20 protein-coding genes and 1 other RNA gene are annotated in these 21,503 nt (G+C 40.9%); 10 read left to right on the top strand and 11 right to left on the bottom strand.

The features are described from left to right. Positions 1–63: 63 nt before the first annotated feature. The 5 genes from dusB to NTX44_07275 all read left to right on the top strand — a co-directional run bounded on the left by dusB (position 64) and on the right by NTX44_07275 (position 5,011). On the top strand, positions 64–1,074 hold the full coding sequence (gene dusB / locus NTX44_07255) for a tRNA dihydrouridine synthase DusB (GenBank protein ID MCX6121404.1): 1,011 nt from the start codon (positions 64–66) through the stop codon (positions 1,072–1,074). Further along, the gene (polX, locus tag NTX44_07260; protein ID MCX6121405.1) at positions 1,075–2,817 is read left to right on the top strand and encodes a DNA polymerase/3'-5' exonuclease PolX; all 1,743 of its coding nucleotides are present in this window, start codon (positions 1,075–1,077) and stop codon (positions 2,815–2,817) included. 11 nt (positions 2,818–2,828) lie between these two features. Further along, positions 2,829–3,761 (top strand): hypothetical protein, encoded by a 933-nt coding sequence (locus tag NTX44_07265; GenBank protein MCX6121406.1) that lies wholly within the window; start codon positions 2,829–2,831, stop codon positions 3,759–3,761. Positions 3,762–3,767: 6 nt separating this feature from the next. Then, positions 3,768–4,391, top strand: coding sequence for an endonuclease III (nth, locus tag NTX44_07270; GenBank protein MCX6121407.1), 624 nt, complete (start codon positions 3,768–3,770; stop codon positions 4,389–4,391). 65 nt (positions 4,392–4,456) lie between these two features. Continuing rightward, positions 4,457–5,011, top strand: a complete 555-nt coding sequence (locus NTX44_07275; GenBank protein MCX6121408.1) for an HD domain-containing protein — start codon at positions 4,457–4,459, stop codon at positions 5,009–5,011. 97 nt (positions 5,012–5,108) lie between these two features. Here the strand turns inward: NTX44_07275 and NTX44_07280 are convergent, their stop codons facing one another. Beyond that, the gene (locus tag NTX44_07280) at positions 5,109–6,494 is read right to left on the bottom strand and encodes a tyrosine phenol-lyase (GenBank protein MCX6121409.1); all 1,386 of its coding nucleotides are present in this window, start codon (positions 6,492–6,494) and stop codon (positions 5,109–5,111) included. Between the two features lie 116 nt (positions 6,495–6,610). On the opposite strand from NTX44_07280, the gene NTX44_07285 reads away from it, so the two are divergent. The 5 genes from NTX44_07285 to NTX44_07305 all read left to right on the top strand — a co-directional run bounded on the left by NTX44_07285 (position 6,611) and on the right by NTX44_07305 (position 11,370). Beyond that, the gene (locus NTX44_07285) at positions 6,611–8,068 is read left to right on the top strand and encodes an FAD-binding protein (protein ID MCX6121410.1); all 1,458 of its coding nucleotides are present in this window, start codon (positions 6,611–6,613) and stop codon (positions 8,066–8,068) included. 13 nt (positions 8,069–8,081) lie between these two features. Then, on the top strand, positions 8,082–9,401 hold the full coding sequence (locus tag NTX44_07290; GenBank protein MCX6121411.1) for a (Fe-S)-binding protein: 1,320 nt from the start codon (positions 8,082–8,084) through the stop codon (positions 9,399–9,401). Then, the gene (locus NTX44_07295; GenBank protein ID MCX6121412.1) at positions 9,391–9,876 is read left to right on the top strand and encodes a hypothetical protein; all 486 of its coding nucleotides are present in this window, start codon (positions 9,391–9,393) and stop codon (positions 9,874–9,876) included. Before NTX44_07290 ends, NTX44_07295 begins: the two co-directional genes overlap by 11 nt. Before the next feature lie 71 nt (positions 9,877–9,947). After that, positions 9,948–10,318, top strand: a transfer-messenger RNA (tmRNA) gene (gene ssrA / locus NTX44_07300). A gap of 134 nt (positions 10,319–10,452) precedes the next feature. After that, a complete protein-coding gene (locus tag NTX44_07305; protein ID MCX6121413.1) occupies positions 10,453–11,370 on the top strand; it encodes a diacylglycerol kinase family lipid kinase in 918 nt (305 codons plus the stop codon). Positions 11,371–11,441: 71 nt separating this feature from the next. On the opposite strand, the gene purL is transcribed toward NTX44_07305, so the two are convergent. From purL to NTX44_07355, 10 genes are all read right to left on the bottom strand, one after another. After that, a complete protein-coding gene (gene purL, locus NTX44_07310) occupies positions 11,442–13,715 on the bottom strand; it encodes a phosphoribosylformylglycinamidine synthase subunit PurL (GenBank protein MCX6121414.1) in 2,274 nt (757 codons plus the stop codon). 91 nt (positions 13,716–13,806) lie between these two features. Further along, positions 13,807–16,176, bottom strand: coding sequence for an endonuclease MutS2 (locus tag NTX44_07315; GenBank protein MCX6121415.1), 2,370 nt, complete (start codon positions 16,174–16,176; stop codon positions 13,807–13,809). Continuing rightward, positions 16,176–16,808 carry a CvpA family protein gene (locus NTX44_07320; GenBank protein MCX6121416.1) on the bottom strand — a complete coding sequence of 211 codons (633 nt, stop codon included), beginning with the start codon at positions 16,806–16,808 and terminating at the stop codon, positions 16,176–16,178. Before NTX44_07320 ends, NTX44_07315 begins: the two co-directional genes overlap by 1 nt. Positions 16,809–16,812: 4 nt before the next feature. Next, entirely contained in the window at positions 16,813–17,262 is a 450-nt protein-coding gene (locus NTX44_07325) for a GatB/YqeY domain-containing protein (GenBank protein MCX6121417.1), read from the bottom strand. 279 nt (positions 17,263–17,541) lie between these two features. Continuing rightward, entirely contained in the window at positions 17,542–17,775 is a 234-nt protein-coding gene (locus tag NTX44_07330; protein MCX6121418.1) for a hypothetical protein, read from the bottom strand. A gap of 50 nt (positions 17,776–17,825) precedes the next feature. After that, entirely contained in the window at positions 17,826–18,053 is a 228-nt protein-coding gene (locus tag NTX44_07335; GenBank protein MCX6121419.1) for a VF530 family protein, read from the bottom strand. A 342-nt stretch (positions 18,054–18,395) separates the two neighbouring features. Further along, positions 18,396–18,704: an RNA-binding protein gene (locus tag NTX44_07340; protein MCX6121420.1), complete on the bottom strand. Its 309-nt coding sequence runs from the start codon at positions 18,702–18,704 to the stop codon at positions 18,396–18,398. A gap of 213 nt (positions 18,705–18,917) precedes the next feature. Continuing rightward, positions 18,918–19,463, bottom strand: a complete 546-nt coding sequence (locus NTX44_07345) for a hypothetical protein (protein MCX6121421.1) — start codon at positions 19,461–19,463, stop codon at positions 18,918–18,920. A gap of 477 nt (positions 19,464–19,940) precedes the next feature. Further along, positions 19,941–20,282, bottom strand: coding sequence for a nucleotide pyrophosphohydrolase (locus NTX44_07350; protein ID MCX6121422.1), 342 nt, complete (start codon positions 20,280–20,282; stop codon positions 19,941–19,943). Positions 20,283–20,586: 304 nt separating this feature from the next. Further along, entirely contained in the window at positions 20,587–21,309 is a 723-nt protein-coding gene (locus NTX44_07355; GenBank protein MCX6121423.1) for an SOS response-associated peptidase, read from the bottom strand. Between the last annotated feature and the right edge of the window lie 194 nt (positions 21,310–21,503).

Below are 21,503 nucleotides of genomic sequence, written 5' to 3' on the forward strand. Positions count from 1 at the left end.
CGGTCACTTTTCATTTCATTGTAACTGCTTCATGGTTTTTGTATATTTGACCAAGTGATATTTATGCGTATCGGCACAATTGACATAGAAAAACCATTGCTTCTGGCACCCATGGAAGACGTGACAGATCAGGCGTTTCGCATCGTCTGCAAACGTCTTGGCGCGGATATCGTATTTACGGAATTCGTCAACTCTGAAGGACTTGTCCGCAATTCATTAAAGACAAAAAAGAAAATGGATTTTCGTGAAGAAGAACGTCCGTTTGGAATTCAAATTTATGGCGGTGAAGAGCCTTCTATGGAAGGCGCAGCGAGCATTGCTGAAAGCCTTCATCCTAATATCATAGACATCAACTGTGGATGCTGGGTGCGTAATGTTGTTGGATGCGGCGCTGGTTCCGGACTCTTGCGCGATATTCCCAAAATGGAACGTATCATCTCAGCTGTTATAAAGACCGTCAAATTGCCGGTGACTGTAAAAACTCGTCTCGGTTGGGATGCCGAATCAATTAAGATCGTTGAGATTGCTCGGATGGTTGAACAGACCGGTGCAGCAGCACTCACGATTCATTGCCGAACACGATCTCAAGCACACAAGGGTGATGCGGATTTTTCCTGGATTCCGAAAGTGAAGTCGGCCGTTTCAATCCCAATTATTGCGAATGGTTCGCTCGATACACCACAGAAGATCGTTCAGGCATTTCAGGAGACAGGTTGCGATGGAGTGATGATTGGGCGCGGCGCTATTGAGAATCCATGGATATATCAGCAGACAAAACATTTCCTCACTACAAATACACTTCTTCCGGCTCCAACAGTTGAAGAGCGATTCCGTGTTCTGATCGAACATCTCAAACTTTCAACTGAATGTAAAGGTGAGCGGAAGGGTGTCATTGAATTCCGAAAACACTACAGTGGTTACCTTAAAGGATTATACGGTGCATCAAAGGTGCGGCAGGAGATGATGCAGTATTTCGATCTGGAACCAGCAGTGCAGCGATTATTCCAATATAAGGAATATCTTCTCGCATACGCCGCTGTACAAACGAATTCGGGTACTATGGAAGCAGCTTGAATGGATAAAAAGCGTGTTATTGAAATATTAGACGAGATTGGAACTCTTCTTGAATTAACAGGAGAAAATCCTTTCCGGTCACGCGCATATCATAACGGCGCACAAGTTGTCAGCGGATTAACAAATGATCTTAATGAACTTATCCAGCATGGATCACTCACTTCAATCAAAGGCATTGGTCAAGGACTTGCAGATACTATTACGGAACTCATGCAAACGGGGAAGACTAAAATGCATGAAGAACTCCGTGCGAAGATTCCGTCCGGAGTGCTGGAGATGCTTCGCATACAAGGTTTAGGCCCAAAGAAGATAAAAATTCTATACGAAAAATTAAATATCAAATCCATTGCTGAATTACGAGAGGCCTGCAATCAACAGCGGCTTCGTTCTGTAGAAGGATTCGGCGCAAAGACAGAAGAGAATATTCTTAAAAATATCGATCATTTTGAACGAAGCAGCGACAAACATTTATATCCTCAAGCGTTTGAATCCGCAGAACGGATAATCTCGCTGCTGAAAAAAATAAAGGGAGTGAAGCAATGCAACTATGCTGGCAGTCTCCGACGGCGGAAAGAAATAATTGGAGATATTGATATTCTCGTAAGTGCTCCGGATAAAGCACGCGGAGCAATTATGTCGGCATTTACGAAGCAGGAAGATGTTGACGCAATCGTTGCAACTGGTGACACAAAAGCCACCGTTATCCTGAAGAATGGAATACAATGCGATCTTCGGATTGTATCAGATAAAGAATATCCATTTGCGTTGAACTATTTCACTGGAAGCAAGGAACATAATGTGGAAATGCGGTCACTGGCACGCAAGCAAGGTTTGAGTCTTAATGAATACAGTTTTACACGAATTGAAGAGTCCAAAACAGGAAAAGCGGGCAAACAGATTCCTTCATGTATTACGGAAGCAGAAATCTACAAAACTTTGGGACTTCATTACATCCCGCCGGAACTTCGAGAAAATACTGGCGAGATAGAATTCGCAAAAAAACATGTCATTCCGAAACTCATTGATCTTAACGATCTTCGAGGAACATTTCATTGTCATACGACCGATAGTGATGGGTTGAATACGCTTGAGCAAATGGTTGAAGCGGCAAAGAAGTTTGGTTGGGAATATCTTGGAATCGCAGATCATAGTCAGGCAGCAGCGTATGCGGGTGGTCTTTCTCCAGAGAAAGTCCATAAGCAGATGAAACAAATTGATCGGATGAACGAGAAGTATCCAAACTTTCGGATATTCAAAGGGACGGAATGCGACATTCTTTCTGACGGTTCCATGGATTACAATGATAAATTGCTTTCAGAATTCGACTATGTCGTTGCATCCATCCATAACAAGTTCAAAATGACTGAAGAAGAAGCGACAAAACGAGTTATTAAAGCTCTCAAGAATAAATATGTGACAATGCTCGGGCATCCAACAGGCAGACTTTTACTCCAGCGTGAAGGATATCCTATAAACATGCCGGAAATTATTGCCGCCGCTGCTGATTATGGTAAGGCAATTGAAATCAATGCGCACCCAATGCGTCTTGATCTGGATTGGCGTTTTCTGAAGTACGCAAAAGAAAAAGGAGTTCCCATTTTCATCAATCCAGATGCCCACAATGTTGAGGGGCTTCAAGACGTCCGGTACGGCGTGGGAATTGCTCGTAAGGGTTGGCTTGAGCCAAAAGATGTGGTAAATTCATGGAGTCTTCATCAAGTATCCAATTATCTTAAAAGATAGGGAGAAGAACAATGAGCATATACGAAGTGCTTTCTCTTGATATTCCGATTCTTTCTTATTCGGTACTTCATCAACCCCGTAAGACTGTAACCGTAAAAGAATACGCGAAATCATTGCTGGGATTTCGCACAGAATTAAAGGAAGAATCGGAAAAAATTCAAACGACCTGGCAGAATTATTTATTCGAATTGACAGCAAAGACTGTCCAGACTACAAGAGGAAATTTATCACAATTTTTATCTACACCGATCCAATCGGATACTGGTGACATTCAACACATTATTGGCGATCAATTTGTTCAAACAACGGAACAACTTTTACCGAAAATAAATTATGGTTTGATGGAAGGATATGACGGCAGGTTTCTCATCGAAGCGCCGCAAGTAGAGATTCCAAAAGCGAGAGCACTTGGAGGAAGATCATTCTTCCAAAACATTGGATTTAAAATTGGCAGAAACAACTCTGCGGTCTTTGAATCCCTGTATTTCATACACGGAGGCTCTAATCTCGACATCCTTGAGCATCTGGTCCGCAAGAGTATAGGTGTTTATAATTCTTCACATGGGACAAAGGTCAACCAATCAGCCGTATTGGCCTGTTCTGTGTACAATCTTTTATTTCTGGATGGCAGCTTTGAGCGAAACATAGATCGTTTTGAGCTTCAAGTGAGATGTGCTAAAGGGAAGGAATCTTATGAATCATTCAATAAGGAATTAATTGAAGCAATGAAGATTTTTCGTCTGGAGGTACACGATTTAAACGTCTCTGTCTGGCAGAAAAAGCTTGGACTAGGAATAGGAGAGGAGTATATTCTTCGCATCAGAACGAAAGATCGTTCAACTCTGCGTACGGCTATTACTGTCCTTCAAAAACTTGTTAAAGGAAAAGGCCTTATAGCCAATTCACTCGGAGCAGGAATCTGGTTAGCGAAAGAAATTTTCTGAGGATTGATGAAAGCAAGAACAAATATACTAATTGCACGCCTTAAAAAAGAATTTCCACAAGCTCGAACAGCTCTGGAATATTCTAATCCGCTGCAGCTGCTCATTTCTACTATTTTGTCGGCACAATGCACAGATGTTCGTGTTAATATAATTACTCCGGCTCTCTTTGCTAAATATCGCTCAGTAAATGATTTTGCAAAAGCTGATAGAAGTGAATTAGAGACGGAAATTAAATCGACAGGCTTTTATCGGATGAAAGCAAAACATATTATTGATGCGAGTAATGCAATTATTGAACAATTTGGAGGTCAAGTTCCTAAGACGATGGATGAGATACTATCTCTTCCCGGAGTAGGAAGGAAGACAGCAAATTGTGTTCTTGGCGGCGCATATGGCATTCAAAGCGGAATTGTAGTCGATACACATGTTATTCGATTAGCAAATCGACTTGGTTTAACAAAAAATGATGCTCCAGAAAAAATTGAACAAGACTTGATGAAACTTATACCAAAGAGAGAATGGTACCGGTTCAGCAATTTACTCATTCTCCATGGTCGTAAGACATGTAAAGCAAGAAAACCACTGTGCGAAAGATGCGTTCTCTCTAACATTTGTCCATCGAGTAAGTGACCGTCACTTACAATTGATCAGCTATGTAAAGTGATGGTCATTTTGCACTAATTAAAGGAAACCAAATGAATTACAATGATGCATTCAATCTAATGCACGAATACACAAAGAGCGATGCACTCCGAAAACATATGTATGCCGTTGAAGCGGCAATGCGAACCTATGCACGAAAATTTGGAGAAGACGAAGAAACGTGGGCGATAGTCGGTGTTCTCCATGATTTTGACTATGAGAAATATCCTATTATTCCGGAGCATCCATTTAAAGGATCTGAAATTCTAAAGGAAAAGGGATATTCTGAAGATGTTCGAAATGCGATACTCGGCCATGCGAGTTTTACAAATGTACACCGTGACTCACAGATGGCAAAGGTTCTCTACGCGTGCGACGAGCTCTGCGGTTTCATCGCTGCTGTAGCTGTTATACGACCAAACAAGATTGCAGATTTGGAAGTATCTTCCGTAAAGAAAAAACTCAAAGATAAATCCTTTGCAAAAAATGTAAGCAGGGAGGATATCGATTTAGGTATCAAGGAGTTAGGTATTCCACTTGAAGAACATATAAAGTTTGTTATTGAAGCAATGAAGGCAGATGCAGAAAAACTTGGACTAAAACCATAACTAAATTGTTTTCAATAATCTTCAGTAGTCGAATGCTTTAGCATTCGGAATTTAGATTTATCCTCGTCACGCGATCTGAAGATCGCGACTTTCATAACTACAGCTTCTCAAACCTCGCTTGAAAAAACCGCAGATACTTTGGTTCATACACCATCTTCATCCCGGATATGGAATTTTTTCGTTCAAATACTTCGTTCACTGCTTCAACTGTTACATCACAATGAGCTTGCGTATAGACGCGCCGTGGAAAGGTTAAGCGAACGAGTTCAAGCTTTGGATAGAAGTGATCGCCGGTTTCTGCATTCCGTCCTGCTGAAACAATACCCCGTTCCATTGTTCGAATTCCTGATTCGAGATAAAGTTCGGCCGCAAGTGTTTGAGCAGGAAATTCGATCTGCTTGAGATGAGGAAGAAATGCTTTCGCATCTAAAAAAACAGCATGTCCTCCAACAGGGAGCACAATCGGGATGCCAAGAGTAGTCAACTTTTCACCAACATATTCCACCTGACCAATTCTAGCTCGAATATGGTCCCATTGGACAGACTCTACAATCCCCCGCGCCATCGCTTCCATATCACGACCTGCAAGTCCGCCATAAGTATGAAGACCTTCATAGACGACAACCATATTGCGTGCTTCTTCAAAAACATCCCATTCATTCAGCGCCAAAAATCCGCCGATATTTGTAAGGCAATCTTTTTTGCCACTCATTGTACAAGCATCGGAATAAGAACACATCTCGTGAAGAATTTCTGCGATGGAATTATTTTCGTACCCTTTTTCCCGCACTTTAATGAAGTAGGCATTTTCAACTGCCCTCGTTGCATCCAACACAACGCGAATACCTTGCTTCAAACAATAAGCACGAACTTCCTTTAAATTTGCCATTGCAACTGGTTGCCCACCAGCCATGTTAACTGTTACACCTATAGTAATATATGGAATCTTATCAGCGCCAACTTTCTTTACTAGCGCATCAAGTTTGTTAAGGTCGACATTTCCTTTGAAAGGATGGAGGCTTGCAGGATTATGCGCGTCATCGATTATAACATCTACAAATTTTCCACCTGCAAGTTCTTGATGAAGACGTGTTGTTGTGAAGTACATATTTCCAGGCACAAATGTTCCAGGTTTGATAAGAATCTTTGAAATAATGTGTTCTGCTCCGCGCCCCTGATGGGTTGGCACTAAATATTTGTAGCCATAATATTTTCGCACCGCTTCTTCGAGATGATAGAAATTTTTACTACCTGCGTACGCCTCGTCGCCAAGCATCATACCTGCCCATTGGTTGTCGCTCATTGCGTTCGTACCGCTGTCTGTAAGTAAATCAATGTAGACGTCGTCCGATTTTAAAAGAAATGTGTTAAAACCTGCTTCTTCGAGCGCTCTTTTCCTTTCTTCCCGGGTCGTCATCTTTAATGGTTCAACAACTTTTATCTTATAAGGTTCTGCCCATGAACGTTTCTTATATTTTTCCATACTAACCTCGAAAGAGTTTTTAAAGTTTTTATGTGATAATGTAGCCGATTTTCAAATTATATCCAAGCAGATGTAATCTTGCATTTCTATGCTTGTTCACCTATCTTCAGACAAGCATGATCACAGCAAAGACATTAGACAAAATCAGGTCGCTTGCCGGCAAAGAGAATTTCTTTGATTCTCCTGAACACAAGAGAGTCTATTCCTATGATGGAACGCCGCTGGTGAGTCAATTACCGACTGCAATCGTACGGCCGCAAACAAAAGAGCAGCTCTCCGCCCTCGTCCAGCTGGCAAATAACGAACAATTCGCTTTGGTACCGCGTGGATCGGGCACAGGCCTGAGCGGTGGTTCAATTCCCACGGAAGATTCCATTGTAGTTCTGACAAATCATTGGAATAGCATTATCGAAATTGATGAGAAAAATCTTGCAACTTGGGTCGAACCAGGTGTTTTGACCGCACAACTACAAACAGCGGTTGAATCAATTGGTTTGTTCTATCCGCCAGATCCGGGAAGTGCTGCGATCTCAACGATCGGCGGTAATGTTGCAGAGAATGCCGGCGGATTGCGCGGTTTGAAATATGGTGTAACAAAGAATTACGTGCTTGGGATGGAAGTTGTTTTACCAAATGGGCAAATACTGCAGCTCGGAGGAAAATCTGTCAAAGATGTTGCCGGATACAATTTGAAAGATTTCTTGATTGGTTCAGAAGGCACTCTCGGGATTTTTACGAGAATTCTTTTGAAACTTATTCCCAAACCCGAGACCTCGAGTACGATGCTTGTTTTTTTTGATAAACTTGCTGATGCCGGAGAAACTGTCGCTGATATCATCGCTTCTCGTATCAGTCCGGCTACGCTGGAATTCTTGGATAACACAACAATCAATTGTGTTGAGAAGTATGCTCATTTGAATCTTCCGACAAACATCGAAGCCTTGTTGTTGATCGAACTCGATGGACATCCCGTCGTCGTTCAAGAGGATACAGAAAAGATTTCTATCTTGTGCAGGAAACATAAGGCCAGTGAGTTTAAGATTGCACAGAATGCTGAAGAAGCCATGAAACTCCGAAGTGCGCGCAAAGTTGCATTTTCCGCCCTTGCTCGGGTCAAGCCAACGACCATTTTGGAAGATGCCACTGTTCCAAGAAGTGAAATGGTAGTGATGCTGGATCGAATACAATCAATTGTCCGGAAATATGGATTGCTGTTTGGTAATTTTGGTCATGCTGGTGATGGGAATTTACACCCGACCTGTTTAACAGACGAGCGAGATTCTTCAGAAATACGCCGTGCCGAAAATGCATTCAATGAGATCTTTACTGAAGCAGTAAAGCTTGGAGGGACGATCAGCGGAGAGCATGGAATCGGTCTGGCGAAACGGCAATTTCTGGAGAAATTGACTCCGCCTCCAGCCATTGAAATGATGCGGCGTATCAAAAAATCTATCGACCCGAATTCTGTACTAAATCCCGGAAAGATATTTTCGCTCAAACCTCATTGTGAAGGTCCTATGCCGAAGAACGCGGCACAAATCAAACAATATCTTGACGCGGGAGCATTCACGTAAATAGCATAGATGTATGATGGAAACAGGGGAGAGCAATATATTTCGCGGTATCAATGTTCCCAGTAACGAGATCTTGAATAACTGCATTCATTGCGGATTGTGCCTTCCAACTTGTCCTACGTACGCACTCACCAACCTTGAACGATCATCACCACGAGGCCGCATTAGGCTCATTAAGTCTGTTGTAGAGGGGAAACTATCCATCTCCAAGGAATTTATTTATGAGATGGACTTCTGTCTGGATTGTCAAGCATGTGAGACAGCTTGTCCGGCAGGAATCAAATACGGATCACTGGTTGAAGCCGCTCGTGCGCAGATCTACCAAGGGCAATATGGAGGTAAAATCGAATGGCTCTTAAAAAAAATTATGTTGAGCTGGATATTTGCCCGACATGAAAGATTAAAATTCATAGCCCGCATTCTGCGATTGTACCAAAGGAGCGGGTTACAAACAATTATCGAAAATTATGGATTATTGAAAGCAATTTCAAAAAAACTATATGCCTTGCAATCACTTGCGCCAAAGATATCTAATACATTCTCATCAGAAGTCTTAGCAGAAATCATCTTACCTAAAACTAAGGTACAACATTCGGTTATTTTTCTTTCCGGATGTATCATGGATGTTGCGTATTCAGATATCAACGACGATACAATCCAGCTGCTTTTGCAGCATGGCTGTAAAGTAATAATCCCAAAAGGGCAGAGGTGCTGCGGTTCTCTGCAAGCCCATAATGGAGATATTGATGGAGCAAGAGAATCGGCCAGGTATAACATTGAACTATTCTCTCAGTTTGACTCAGACTACCTTGTGATGAACTCTGCAGGTTGCGGAGCCTTTATGAAGGAATATAGTGAACTATTCGCCGACGATTCTATCATGAAAGAAAAAGCGAAGTTTATCTCAAAACGCACACGCGACATAACAGAATTTCTTACATCGATTGGTTTTACACAGGCAGGAATAAAATTTTCAACGCGATATGCAGGTAAACGAATTACATATCACGATGCATGCCATCTTGTTCATTCACAAAAGATTAGCGAGCAGCCAAGAGAGCTTATTCGAAGTGTACCAGGAATAGAATTTGTTGAACTGCCTGAAGCGGCATGGTGTTGCGGCAGTGCCGGAATTTATAACATCATGCATTTTGATCCCTCAATGCAATTCTTAAAAAGAAAGATCGAGAACATCCGGAAAGTAGATCCTGATATCATCGTCATGGGAAATCCTGGATGCATGCTCCAACTGCAGTATGGTCTTCATAATGAAGGATTAGAAGTCGAATTATTACATACAGCTACATTTTTAAGGAGGGCTTGTGAAGCATAAGCGATTAAAAGTATATTTATCTGGGGGTATGGAATACGCAAAAAATGAAGGTGTGGATTGGCGATCTGATTTGGACGAATGGATAAAACAAAACCTCAAGCATTCCGTTTTTAATCCGAATGTTGAAAGTGATAAATACCTTCGCAAAATCATGTCAAACAATGAGTTCAGATGTTCCAAGGAAAGTGATATAAAGGCTTATACTAAAATTGTAAAACATTTTGTTGACCAGGATTCAAATGAAATTGCATTGCGCTCAGACTATGTGATCTGTTTGTGGGATGCAAGTGCACAACGAGGCGCCGGAACAAAAGGCGAACTAACGATTGCCCGATATTTTAAGAAACCGGTGTATATGGTTACTCGAATTCCCAAAACGAAGATACCGGGCTGGGTATTAGGCTGTGTAAATGAATTTTTCCCGTCATTTGACGAGTTAAAAGCGTATCTATACCAAAAATATGCATCTCAATGATCCTAGAATGGCACTATTTGGATTTTCCTTCGGCAATGCATATATTATATGTATCGTATAATCAACCTGTTGGGGGTGAAATGGCTTCGACGGGGACGAGGAAGCTTAAGACGGCGTGCCGTGGTCACCGTGTCCACGATAAAAAGCGGTAAACTATAAGTGCAAATTACGATTACGCACTGGCTGCCTAATATAATTAGGTGACCCGTTCACTCTGGTATTTCCCACGATGCTTGGGCTGAACGTCGACTAAAGTGGGATAGTTCTTTTTCGTACTCAAGGAGAGAGAGCGAATCCGTTGAAAAACGGATCACTTGAGCTGGTGCGAGGTAAATCCTGCCTGCTGGAGTTCCCTTGCACGAGATTCAAAAACAGGATACGCGCGTAGAAGTTTTAGGAGTCTTCTCTTCGGACCGGGGTTCGACTCCCCGCACCTCCACAATATTTACACCTAATATTAACGAACCCTCCATAATATATTTCCAATTCACTGATTAGAGTGATGTATGAATAAAACAATTGAATATAATGAAACCACAATGATAAACCGTTTTATAAACAGTTTGGATGAATGTAATGTCTGATCTGCCCAAATTAGGAATTGTTCTTAATCCGAAAGCCGGAAGAGGACGCGGCCTCAACATTGAAAAATCGTTAGTTGAATATTTACGCCGGCGAAATATTGTTTTTCAACTTGAAAAAACCAAGGGACCGATGCACGCTATTGATATTTCAAGGCAACTGAGCAAGGAGTTCGATGTTATTGTTGCTATGGGAGGCGATGGAACAGTGAATGAAACTGCAGCAGGAGTTTTAGGGAGCACAGCATCGCTTGCGATTTTTCCAATTGGCTCTGGTAATGACTTTAACAAACTCATTAGAATTCCAAATAAAGTAAATCTTGCAATTGATACAATAGTTTCAGGAACTAAAAAATTATTCGATCTTGGGAGAGTATCAATACGAAATTCTACGGGCATGTCTCAAATAAAAATTTTTGTGAATACTTTAGGAATTGGAATTGATGCTCAGATTGCGAAAGAGGCGAAACGAATTAATTATTTACGTGGATTGCCTTTATATGTCCTTGCAGCTATTAAAGCATTAAGCATTTATTCACCCAACGAATATACTATTTCTGATAATAGTACGACAAGAAAAGAAAAAGCTTATCTCTTGTGTATTGGAAATGGAATCTACGAGGGAGGTGGATTTAAGATGCTGCCAGAGGCTAATCCAAGTGATTCAAAATTGAATATATGTCTCATTCGAAAAATGTCAGTATGGAATGCGATTCCATTAGTGCCAAAGATCATTCATGGAACCCATGGAGAGCATAATATGGTGACTTTGTGGGACACAAAGATACTCAGAGTTTCGTCTGACCAGCCATTTATACTTCATGGAGATGGTGAAATATTTGAAGAGAATGCAATTGATGTAACAATAGATTTAATGCCAAAAGCGATTAGTATGATTATCCCCAAGAATTGAAGTATTGTGCTATAATGTATATTATGCAGAATAGCAAATTCCCTTCTCGATTTATTGATATCATTTATTATTTAATTCTGTTCGATCGGCATTCTTTTTTCAATGGATTTATTGTAGCAGTTAATCGCTTCCATTGCATTAAGATCAATGAAGGAATCTATCTTCAATCTTCCATCTCCTGTAACTTTGCCTATCTGAGTCGCATCTATTTTATTTTGACTAGAGATTGCTAAGACCTGTGGTAATTTGTTTTTATTGCACGATACTATTACCCTTGATTGTGATTCTCCAAAGTATATAAAATCTTTCCTGAATTGTTTTACTCCATTCTCAATCAATTCTATGTGGCAACCCAACTCGTTTTTATCATTTAGACATTCAACAAGTGTTACTGCTAAGCCACCATCTGAAATATCGTGCATTGAGTTAACAATATTTTTTGCTGCGAACTCTTGACAGACGTTGTGAAGTCGCGCTTCATAATCTAAATCAATGCTGGGAGCATCACCAAGAATATCATTCAGACTCATAGATTGATATTCCGATCCACCAATTTCTCCATAATTCACGCCTAACTCTACGATAATATCATCAACTTGAGTAAAATGTGACCCTACAATATGATCTACGTCGTTTAACAGACCTAGCATACCAATGACCGGAGTTGGAATGATTGCTCCACTCGGTCCTTCGTTATAAAAACTAACGTTTCCACCAGTAACTGGAGTTGCGAATGCGATGCATGCCTCTCTCATACCAGCAATCGCTTCTGTGAATTGCCAATAGATTTCAGGATCGTATGGATTTCCGAAATTTAAGCAATTAGTTATGGCAATTGGCTTTGCCCCTACACACGCGACGTTTCTTGCAGCTTCAGCTACAGCTATCTGTGTGCCTCTTCTTGGGTTCAAGTATACAAATTTAGCATTACAATCTGTTTTAAGAGCAAGTCCCTTACGTGATTCTTTTAAACGAATTACAGCCGCATCTCCATCTGCTAGTAGAACACTGTTTGTTCGCACCATAGAATCATACTGTTCATATACCCATCTTTTACTTGCTATCGATGGTCGTTCGAGTAAATTAAGTAAGCATTTGTTCATATCTTTCGGTGCTGGTAAAGATTGTGGCTCAAATTTTCTACATTGATCTACATATTTTGGTCTTTGTATTTCACGCTTGTAGACTGGTGCGCCACTTCCACCTAATACGAGAGGTTCTGCGGGAAGATTTGCTATGATCTCTTTATTCAAACGAATAATTATGTTCGGAGTATCTTCAACAACTCCAATAGTCTTTGCTTCTATATCCCACTTTTTAAAGAGATTAGCTACTTCCTCTTCGTGTCCTTTTTGTATGATGAACAACATTCTTTCTTGCGATTCAGATAATAGGATTTCATAAGGAGTCATCTCTTTTTCACGTAACGGAATTTCTTCAAGATCAATCATCATTCCTGAATTGCCTCTTGCACTCATCTCTGATGTTGAGCATGTGATTCCAGCCGCTCCCATATCTTGAACACCAATGACAAATCCGCTTGCAATAACTTCTAAGGTAGCTTCTAATAATATTTTGCCAGCAAATGGATCACCAACCTGAACAGAAGACTTCTTTGCTTCAGATTTTTCCGAAATTTCTTCTGAAGCGAATGTTGCACCATGAATTCCATCTCGGCCGGTCTTTGATCCGACTATCATTACAATATTTCCCTTACCTTTTGCAATTGCTTTCGCAATTTTGCCATGCTCCACAACTCCAACTGCCATGGCATTCAACAAAGGATTATCTTGATATGAATCGTCGAAATAGACTTCTCCTGCTACTGTTGGTACACCAAAACTGTTTCCATAATCCGCTATACCTTTTACGACTCTTCTGAACAGATGACTTATTTTTGGATCAGCTAAACGGCCAAACCTTAAAGAATTTAAAACAGCAATCGGCCGGGCACCCATTGAAAAAATATCTCGTAAAATACCGCCAACTCCTGTTGCTGCACCCTGATAAGGCTCTACAGCTGAAGGATGATTGTGGCTTTCAATTTTAAATGCTACTGCAAGCCCATCGCCGATATCCACAAGTCCCGCATTTTCTTCTCCGGCTTCTACCAATAAGTGCGGACCTTTACGCGGTAATGTTTTCAACTGTGCAATAGAATTCTTATAGCTGCAATGTTCACTCCACATAACACTAAAAATACCTAATTCTGTAAAAGTTGGTACCCGGCCTAATATTTTTAATATACGATCATATTCTTCTTTCGAAAGACCGTGATCTTTTACGAGCTCAATTGTTATTTCTGGATCGATTCCTTTAACAGGTAGATTTTTCAATTTCTTCATTTTAATACAAACCTTAAGTAATATTTATTAGTTCATCGATACAAAAGTAAAACATTTTACATCAGTATCTTATCAGTTGTTTCATGATAAATCAATTCAACTCAACGACTGTTACACCTGTACCACCCTCATTCCATTCACCCAAGCGAAAGGCTTTTACATGCGGGTACATTTTCACGAAATCACTAATCCTTTTTCGTAGTGCCCCTGTACCCTTTCCATGGATAATATCAACGCGATGTAATCCTGCAGCATAAGCATTATCTAGGAACGTCTGGACTTGTGCAATAGCTTCATCACCAAAAAGCCCTCTTAGATCGATTTCATTTGCTGCTTCGGGAGCAGGAGTGGTTGATGAAGAGCTAGAATATTGTTTCGGTTGCTTTTGTTCTTTGTGCAAATCGGTCAATGTAATTCGAAGCCTTGCATCACCGCAAAGGACGATGGCATGTTTTCCGTGAATTTCTATTACTTCTCCCTTTTCATGTCCATCACGAATTCGAACGATATCGCCTTTTTCAATTAATTCAGTGTTCGGAGGAGTTGTTTGTTCTTCAAGCGTGAATTTTTCTAGATCTTCGCCAAGTTTTTTGAGCACTTGGTGCGATGAGCGGACAATTTCTCGCTGAGCGCCGCTCTCGCGAATTTCCTTTACTGAACGCTCAACTTTTAACTGAGCTTGCTGAACAATTTCTTTTGCTTCCTCAATTGCTTTTTTCCTAATTGTTCCTAATTCACGTTTTAATTGCGTTGTCTTTTGTTCGTAAGATAAAATCATCGATTCTAAATGCTCTTTTTCTTTTGCTGTTTGACGCAATTGATGTTGATATTCTTGACCTTGACGTTCAAGTTCCAGAATAAGCGATTCAAGCTTCGTTTTTTCATCTCCCATTTGAGTGCGTGCCCGATTCAAGAGAGTATGCGATATTCCTAACCGTTCAGCAAGCTCGAATGCGTAACTGCTTCCTGGAATTCCGCTTCTGAAACGATAGGTTGGCGATAAGGACTCTTGGTCAAACTCCATAGAAGCGTTGTCCATGCCTAGCGTTTCATGAGCAAATACTTTCAATATACCGTGATGCGTTGTCGCTATAGTGATCGCTTGCCGGGCAGTAAGGTCTTGCAGCACCACAGCCGCCAAGGCACCTCCTTCAGATGGATCTGTTCCTGTGCCAATTTCATCAATCAATACCAACGATAATGCATCTGCTTCTTCAAGAATATTATGGAGTGAATGAAGATGTGAACTAAAAGAGCTCAGATCATTTTCAATAGACTGGTCGTCGCCTATATCGACAAATATTTTTTGAAATGGAAATAGTTCTGATTCAGAATCCGCGGGAATATGAATGCCTGCCTGTGCACATAATGCCAGGAGGCCGACTGTTTTCATCGTCACAGTTTTACCGCCGGCATTTGGACCGGTGATGATAAGCGTTTGAGTCTCCCCGCCAAGTTCTATCGAAAGCGGGACAGTTTTTTCTCTTTTAAGATGCTGAAGAAGAATTGGGTGCCGAGCATTGAATAATTTAATGCATGGGACAGCAGAAATCACAGGCGGATTTCCGCATAATTCAATCGAATACTTTCCACGTGCGAAGATAACGTCAAGTTCTGTAAGAGCAGAATAACTTACGGCGAGTGGTTCGCGTATTTCGCTGACCTGTTTTGTGAGATCGGCGAGAATACGATGAATTTCTCGCTGCTCACGGAGTTGAAGCTCTCGTAAGGCATTATTGAGCTCAAGTGATTCTGCCGGTTCAATAAACACAGTAGCACCGCTTGAAGAAGAAGAATGAATGAATCCTGGTACACTGTGCTTGTATTCTGATTTAATAGGAATCACAAATCGACCATCACGGGTCGTGATAATATCATCTTGGAGAAATTCCTGCTGAGCGACGTTCCGGAGTATAGATTCAAGCCGCTTCCGCAATGCATCACTCGCCCCTATCATCGAGCGCCGAATATCACGCAATTCTCGGCTCGCTGAATCTTTGACAAATCCCCGCTCATCCAGCGCTTCATCAATGTGATGTTCAATTATTTTATCAGCAAACAATTGCTGGTGATAGATGCCTATCGCTGGATATTGTGAAGCACGTTTTACCAGAAATACTTTAAGTGAACGAGAAACGCGAATGGTCGCTGCAATTTCTAATAATTCAACAAGAGAAAGAACCTGGTTTTCGACCGTTGTCTTCTTCAATGCAGCGACGATATTTTTAAATCCATCTAATGGAATTGCTGTTTCGGCAATAAGAAGCTCTTTGGCTTCTGAAACTTTACGAAGTTCTTGCTCAATGATAGTGCGGTCGATTTGTGGTGTAAGGCGGAGAGTTTGCTGTCTTCCAGATTCTGAAAATGCAAGTTTGCTAATCCGTTCAACTACTTTATCATATTCCAGCTTGCGCTGTGCATCAACGAAATAAGGTGGAAGATGTATGGACGGCTGAGTCACTATGGATTTTGCTTCCGAGCTGTTTCACGAGCCTCGTTTATTTTTTCCAACTGTTTTCTTTTGTCCAATACGGCAGAGCTATCGACGGATCCGTGAATGCCTTTTACTTTTGTTTTTCCATCAATTGCACCAGGATTACTCATTTCTTTAAGCTTTTCAAAAGAATCAGTGCCAAGCGATGATGTTAAATCCAATATTTGAGGTGCGATATTTACTATGGGTTTATAGAACCGTGCATCACGTTTTGTTTCATGAGAAGGAAATCCCGTGAGTGCAAAAATAAAGAGCAGAGAACTAATAAACAAAGCACCTTCAATGCAACCAAGAGCCATTCCGCCAATTCGGTCTGCCAAACCTCCAATTTTATAACCGCCAGTAAGAATTTTGTACAGCAGCCCTTGTAGTATCGCCATTCCTAAGAAAATAAATAAGAATCCGTACATCGAAGCATCGGTGGACTGAATCCATCCGTTTTCTGATAAAAATTGACCGAGATCATGCATATAAATCTGCCCAAGAAAGAGGCCGGCAATGAGAGCGACAATTGCAACGAGTTTGCGGACAGCACCATCGCGCAATCCGAGCAGAATAAAAACGAGCATTGGTATGCCGATAAGAATGTCGAGCATCATGGCATTATTCTCCTAATTGCTGTTTCACTACTTCTTGTACAACTTTTCCGTCAATCTTGCCTTTTAATTCTTTCATTGCAGCAGGCATGACCTTTCCGAAATCTTTTGCAGAGACTGCCCCAACTTCCTGGATTATTTTTTTTACAATATCCACGGCTTCTTCCCTGCTCATTTGCTTTGGCAAATATTCATGAATGATTTCGAGCTCACGTTGTTCTTGATCTGCAAGGTCTGTCCTCCCTGCTTTCTGGTACATCTCTAGTGCTTCCTTCCGCTTCTTCGTCTCAGACAAGAGAATTGTCAATTCATCCTCGGTTGTAATGCCTGAACCAGCACCACGTTTAGAAAGTTCTATAATTCGTGACCGAATAGATCGAATCGTGTTCAACTTAATGCTGTCGCCGGATTTCATTGCGGCTTTAAGATCATCGTTAATCTTTTCGGAGAGTGCCATTATTCTTGCCCTTCATTGAGTTAGCACATGAAGAATGATCGGTCATTCTTGCTGCATAGTACGTGTCATTCACTTATCATGCCATTTTTACTTACATAAATAAAAATACAAAATAAATGCTTTACCTGCCAATGACGTATGTCTCAATTTAATATTAAAGGGTAGGCGAGGATTACTTGCGCATTGTCTTTTTGGCAAGGGGCAGGAACGTCAATCTATCTTTCCTTCCACAAACGCACTATGCGAATACACAATCGTTTCATCCTGAATGGATGAGTCTTATTTGATAACCCGCTCAGCTTTTTTCACAGCTTTTTCGACCGGCTCGATAGTCGAAGTGACTGACTTACCTGTATAATAAATATATGCAAGAAATGCGATCAGTATGATAACGGCATATATGAATAATTTTATCGTCTTTTTTATGACAAAAAACACTATGACACTTACTAGACATAGCGCGAGAATCATGTAAAACTTATTTGATAAAATAATATCGACAAAATCACTCATTTCTCTAGTCCGTTACAAAAAAAACCTCTAACCGAGGTTGCTGACATTGTCTAGATATAATTTCTTATACTTTCAAGATACATCTTTTCCACTTTTATTCGTGCCCAAGGAGTTTTACGCAGGAATTTTAAACTCGATTGAATACTTGGATTGTCATTGAAGCATTTGATCTTAATCCGTGCTCCCATCTGTTCCCACCCATAGTGAGCTACCAAATGCTGCAAGATAGTTTCCAAAGTCTTTCCGTGCAATGGATTATTCGGCTGTTCCGATTTCATACAAATCCGGCAATCTCCATTCTTCATTGGCTAAGATCGTTGTAGCTGATTTGTTGTAGTGTTCAGCCCATATTTTTTGACCACCCCTAAAAAATCTTTATCTTTTTATTTTCATTTGTCATTCCACCGTATTTCTGTAGAATCCGGTCACTGACCGGATCACTCATCCACAATTGTCCGATGTGATCATCGCCTGCCTGCCGCAGGCAGGGACTCTACTACTGACCTCGGCTGATTTCAAAACCGCGAACATCCGCCAAACACCGCTTAGGGTAAACCGGTCGCATCTCTTCCTACCGCATCTCCCTCGGATGTTCAGAAAAAACGAGATAAAAAAAATGGCTAGTACCTAGAACGGTTTCCACCGCCGCCAGAACTGCCGCGTCCACGGCCGCCAGGCTTTCGGTCGGTCATCGGGCGAGCTTCGTTTACCACAATTTTACGTCCTTTGAGCTCTTTATCATTCAATCCGGCAATAGCTGCCTCTGCTTCCGCTTGTACCGGCATCTCCACAAATCCGAATCCCTTCGCTGTTCCAGTAAATTTGTCTTTTATGAGAGCAACAGAATCGACAGCCCCAAATGCTGCAAATTCCTTTTTTAATTCGTCTTCCGAAATATCGCGTGACAGATTACCGACATACATTTTCATGATGTTTCTCCTTTGAGCAATTTGTTATTATGCACTGTTGTTTATTTCGCGACGTATACAAGTGATTTTCTCTAGGGTGTTATTTTGAGTTTTTATCTGGCAGGGTCCATTGAATATTTTTATAGCCTTTGGAGTATCTCTCTACACACAGGGTACGACAAATTTTCATCACTTCCAACACCACAATAGTGTCTTAGAAGAATAAACGCGCTATTACTGCACCCACAACTCATCCGGAAAATCAAAGGAAGAAGAAGCGCCGTTACGTGTAACTTTGACTTCCACCTTCATAATTTTTACCGGATCATAAAATAGTTCGTAGATATTTTGATTCTCTATGATCCTGACCTTATCATTATTTATTTCCACTTTCGTATCAGGGGAGGCTTCAAGTATTAAATTGCCGACTTTGCCTTCCAAAAAAGATTTTGAATTTACAGCAACTGCAAACGGTTCGTCATTCTTCAATGCTATGCTGTACGCAACCATTGCATCAACATCGATACTATCAGGATTTAAGTCGGCTTTATGGTACATCATTCCTTCGATCTCATGTCTAAGTGCTTCGTCTTCCATGTTTTTAAGTCGTACACCATAGATTTCCCTCGCATACCCATGACATTTAGCACAACTACTCTTAAAAGTCCAAACGGGAGGAAACGAAATATCTGAAATTACCTTCACTCGTGATTTTTTATAAAAACAAGAATTAACCGACATGACCAATATCAAAGAGGCAAGAAATAAAATCTTTTTCATTAATTATTCTTATTTATCTTTTTATTTGTAGAATCCGGTCAATGACCGGATCATTCACTTCTTTCCGTCCGATGTGATCATCGGACTCTACGCTCTCCTCTACACAATCTTTCTCTCTTCCTTTTATCTGTTATTCCAGAATATTTCTGTAACCGACGTCGATCAGCGATCGCGGCTACAATGCTTATTTTATTTGTAGAATCCGATCACAGGTCGGATCGTTCTCCCTTTAACGCCCGGTGTGATTATCGCCCGCCCGCTATGTGCATTAATTTAGTGGAAATACTTTTAAGAATGTAGCCAAACCTCGCTTTGTTTGCAACGGCTTTTACAGCCCCACAACAAAACAGGCGATGTGTTGCCACACCACTCGTGCAATTAAAGTACGAAACCGACAATCTCTCAAACCTCTCCGATCGCTTTAAGCGGTCGGAGAGGTAAAACATCATTGGTCGGAGACAGTCACAGTCATTTAACTCAAACCTCGTTATATTTTTTCGCTGATCCTTTTGATTTCTTGATTGGATAACGTTTTTTGTTTTTCTCGATTTTGGAATTGATTATCTTCGCCACATCCAGATTTGCCTCATGTGCCAAAAGAAGCGAATAGGTAAGCACATCTGCCAATTCTTCGGCGAGTCGCTTTTTATCATATTCATCGTGGTGTTTCCAAAGAAAAAGCTCATTCAGTTCTGAGGCTTCTATTGATATTGCAAGCGCAAGATCTTTGGGATTGTGAAACTGTTTCCAGTTCCTTTGATCGCGGAACTTGATAATAGTCTTTGTCAATTTTGATATAATATCATTTTTAGATTTCATGAATGGCTTCCTTTTGTTTGAATACCAATATTAGTAACTACGTAACGATTTAAGGTGAGAACATAAATACTTCTTCTCCTATCAACAATGTAGCCATACCTCTTCTTGTTTACAATGGAGTTAAAATCCTCGTTAGTATGTGACCGTCACCCGACCGATCTTTTATGATAGGTCACGGTCACATCTATCCAAATAAAAAAGGGCGCATAGCGATGCACCCCTATGATATTACTTGGCGTAATTATACGGTACTACCGGCAATGTTTGAATTTCCTATGAGTCTGCCAACGTTGGATATAATTGATCAGATTTTCTTTTCGCGGTTCATACAATCAGGTCCCTCGTGCTGTGAATTGCTCACATAAGTCGAGACCGGATAAGCATCCATTTTAGCTGCCGAATAGGGCTTCAATAGTGTTTTAAGCTTCGCGATATCGTTGTAATCACGATCCAACCATTGATCGAATTGTTTTTCAGAAAGTATGACAGGCATGCGGGTGTGAATGTCTTCTATGAGCTTATTAGGTTCTGTCGTAAGAATGGTGAAACTTGGAAATTTCTCTCCCTTCTCGTTCTTCCAGACAGAGAACAACCCGGCAAACATAAATGTTTTTTCATCCTTCATACGGATACACATCGGCTGCTTTGACAAGATTTTTTTTGTCTTCCCATTTACCTCTATAACGGTAGTCATTTTCTGCCATTCATAAAAAGCATCTGCGGGGACGAGGCACCGGCTCGATTTAAAATATGGAGCAAAGAGCTTGCTCTGATCTAAAGTCTCTGATTTGGCATTGAATGTCGATGCCTGTATTTTCCCGTCTTTTGACCAATGAGGGATAAGCCACCACTGCATTTTTCTTATGACGATATTTCCATTTTGAATTGCTAATACCGGCATCTGCTGCATGGGTGATGCATTGTATCGAGGAAGATCGTCTAATGCATCTTTTCTGTTGCCAAGGATGTCTCGCCCGACAAGCTCAAAGACCATTTTGCCATTTATGAAAGCATATCTGCCGCACATAAAGATTTCCTTAGGATGTTTTCGATATAATAATAATAATTTTGAAAACAAAAATCCTGCATGTGACCGTCACCTGCCCCGCTTTTTCATGATAGGTGACGGTCACACCCTTCCGAATAAAAAAAAAGGCAAACGTGTTGTGCCCCTACGATATTACCTTCATGGTTGGTGACGGTTACACTCAATTAAATAAA

The sequence above is a fragment of the Ignavibacteriales bacterium genome (genome assembly GCA_026390575.1).
GTDB lineage: Bacteria > Bacteroidota > Ignavibacteria > UBA10030 > UBA10030 > Fen-1298.

What these genes read in the sequence shown, in the direction of transcription:
- dusB (MCX6121404.1), top strand. Translation starts at nt 64, where the DNA reads ATGCGTATCGGCACAATTGACATAGAAAAACCATTGCTTCTGGCACCC.
- polX (MCX6121405.1), top strand. Translation starts at nt 1,075, where the DNA reads ATGGATAAAAAGCGTGTTATTGAAATATTAGACGAGATTGGAACTCTT.
- NTX44_07265 (MCX6121406.1), top strand. Translation starts at nt 2,829, where the DNA reads ATGAGCATATACGAAGTGCTTTCTCTTGATATTCCGATTCTTTCTTAT.
- nth (MCX6121407.1), top strand. Translation starts at nt 3,768, where the DNA reads ATGAAAGCAAGAACAAATATACTAATTGCACGCCTTAAAAAAGAATTT.
- NTX44_07275 (MCX6121408.1), top strand. Translation starts at nt 4,457, where the DNA reads ATGAATTACAATGATGCATTCAATCTAATGCACGAATACACAAAGAGC.
- NTX44_07280 (MCX6121409.1), bottom strand. Translation starts at nt 6,494, where the DNA reads ATGGAAAAATATAAGAAACGTTCATGGGCAGAACCTTATAAGATAAAA.
- NTX44_07285 (MCX6121410.1), top strand. Translation starts at nt 6,611, where the DNA reads ATGATCACAGCAAAGACATTAGACAAAATCAGGTCGCTTGCCGGCAAA.
- NTX44_07290 (MCX6121411.1), top strand. Translation starts at nt 8,082, where the DNA reads ATGATGGAAACAGGGGAGAGCAATATATTTCGCGGTATCAATGTTCCC.
- NTX44_07305 (MCX6121413.1), top strand. Translation starts at nt 10,453, where the DNA reads ATGTCTGATCTGCCCAAATTAGGAATTGTTCTTAATCCGAAAGCCGGA.
- purL (MCX6121414.1), bottom strand. Translation starts at nt 13,715, where the DNA reads ATGAAGAAATTGAAAAATCTACCTGTTAAAGGAATCGATCCAGAAATA.
- NTX44_07320 (MCX6121416.1), bottom strand. Translation starts at nt 16,808, where the DNA reads ATGATGCTCGACATTCTTATCGGCATACCAATGCTCGTTTTTATTCTG.
- NTX44_07325 (MCX6121417.1), bottom strand. Translation starts at nt 17,262, where the DNA reads ATGGCACTCTCCGAAAAGATTAACGATGATCTTAAAGCCGCAATGAAA.
- NTX44_07330 (MCX6121418.1), bottom strand. Translation starts at nt 17,775, where the DNA reads ATGAGTGATTTTGTCGATATTATTTTATCAAATAAGTTTTACATGATT.
- NTX44_07335 (MCX6121419.1), bottom strand. Translation starts at nt 18,053, where the DNA reads ATGAAATCGGAACAGCCGAATAATCCATTGCACGGAAAGACTTTGGAA.
- NTX44_07340 (MCX6121420.1), bottom strand. Translation starts at nt 18,704, where the DNA reads ATGAAAATGTATGTCGGTAATCTGTCACGCGATATTTCGGAAGACGAA.
- NTX44_07345 (MCX6121421.1), bottom strand. Translation starts at nt 19,463, where the DNA reads ATGAAAAAGATTTTATTTCTTGCCTCTTTGATATTGGTCATGTCGGTT.
- NTX44_07350 (MCX6121422.1), bottom strand. Translation starts at nt 20,282, where the DNA reads ATGAAATCTAAAAATGATATTATATCAAAATTGACAAAGACTATTATC.
- NTX44_07355 (MCX6121423.1), bottom strand. Translation starts at nt 21,309, where the DNA reads ATGTGCGGCAGATATGCTTTCATAAATGGCAAAATGGTCTTTGAGCTT.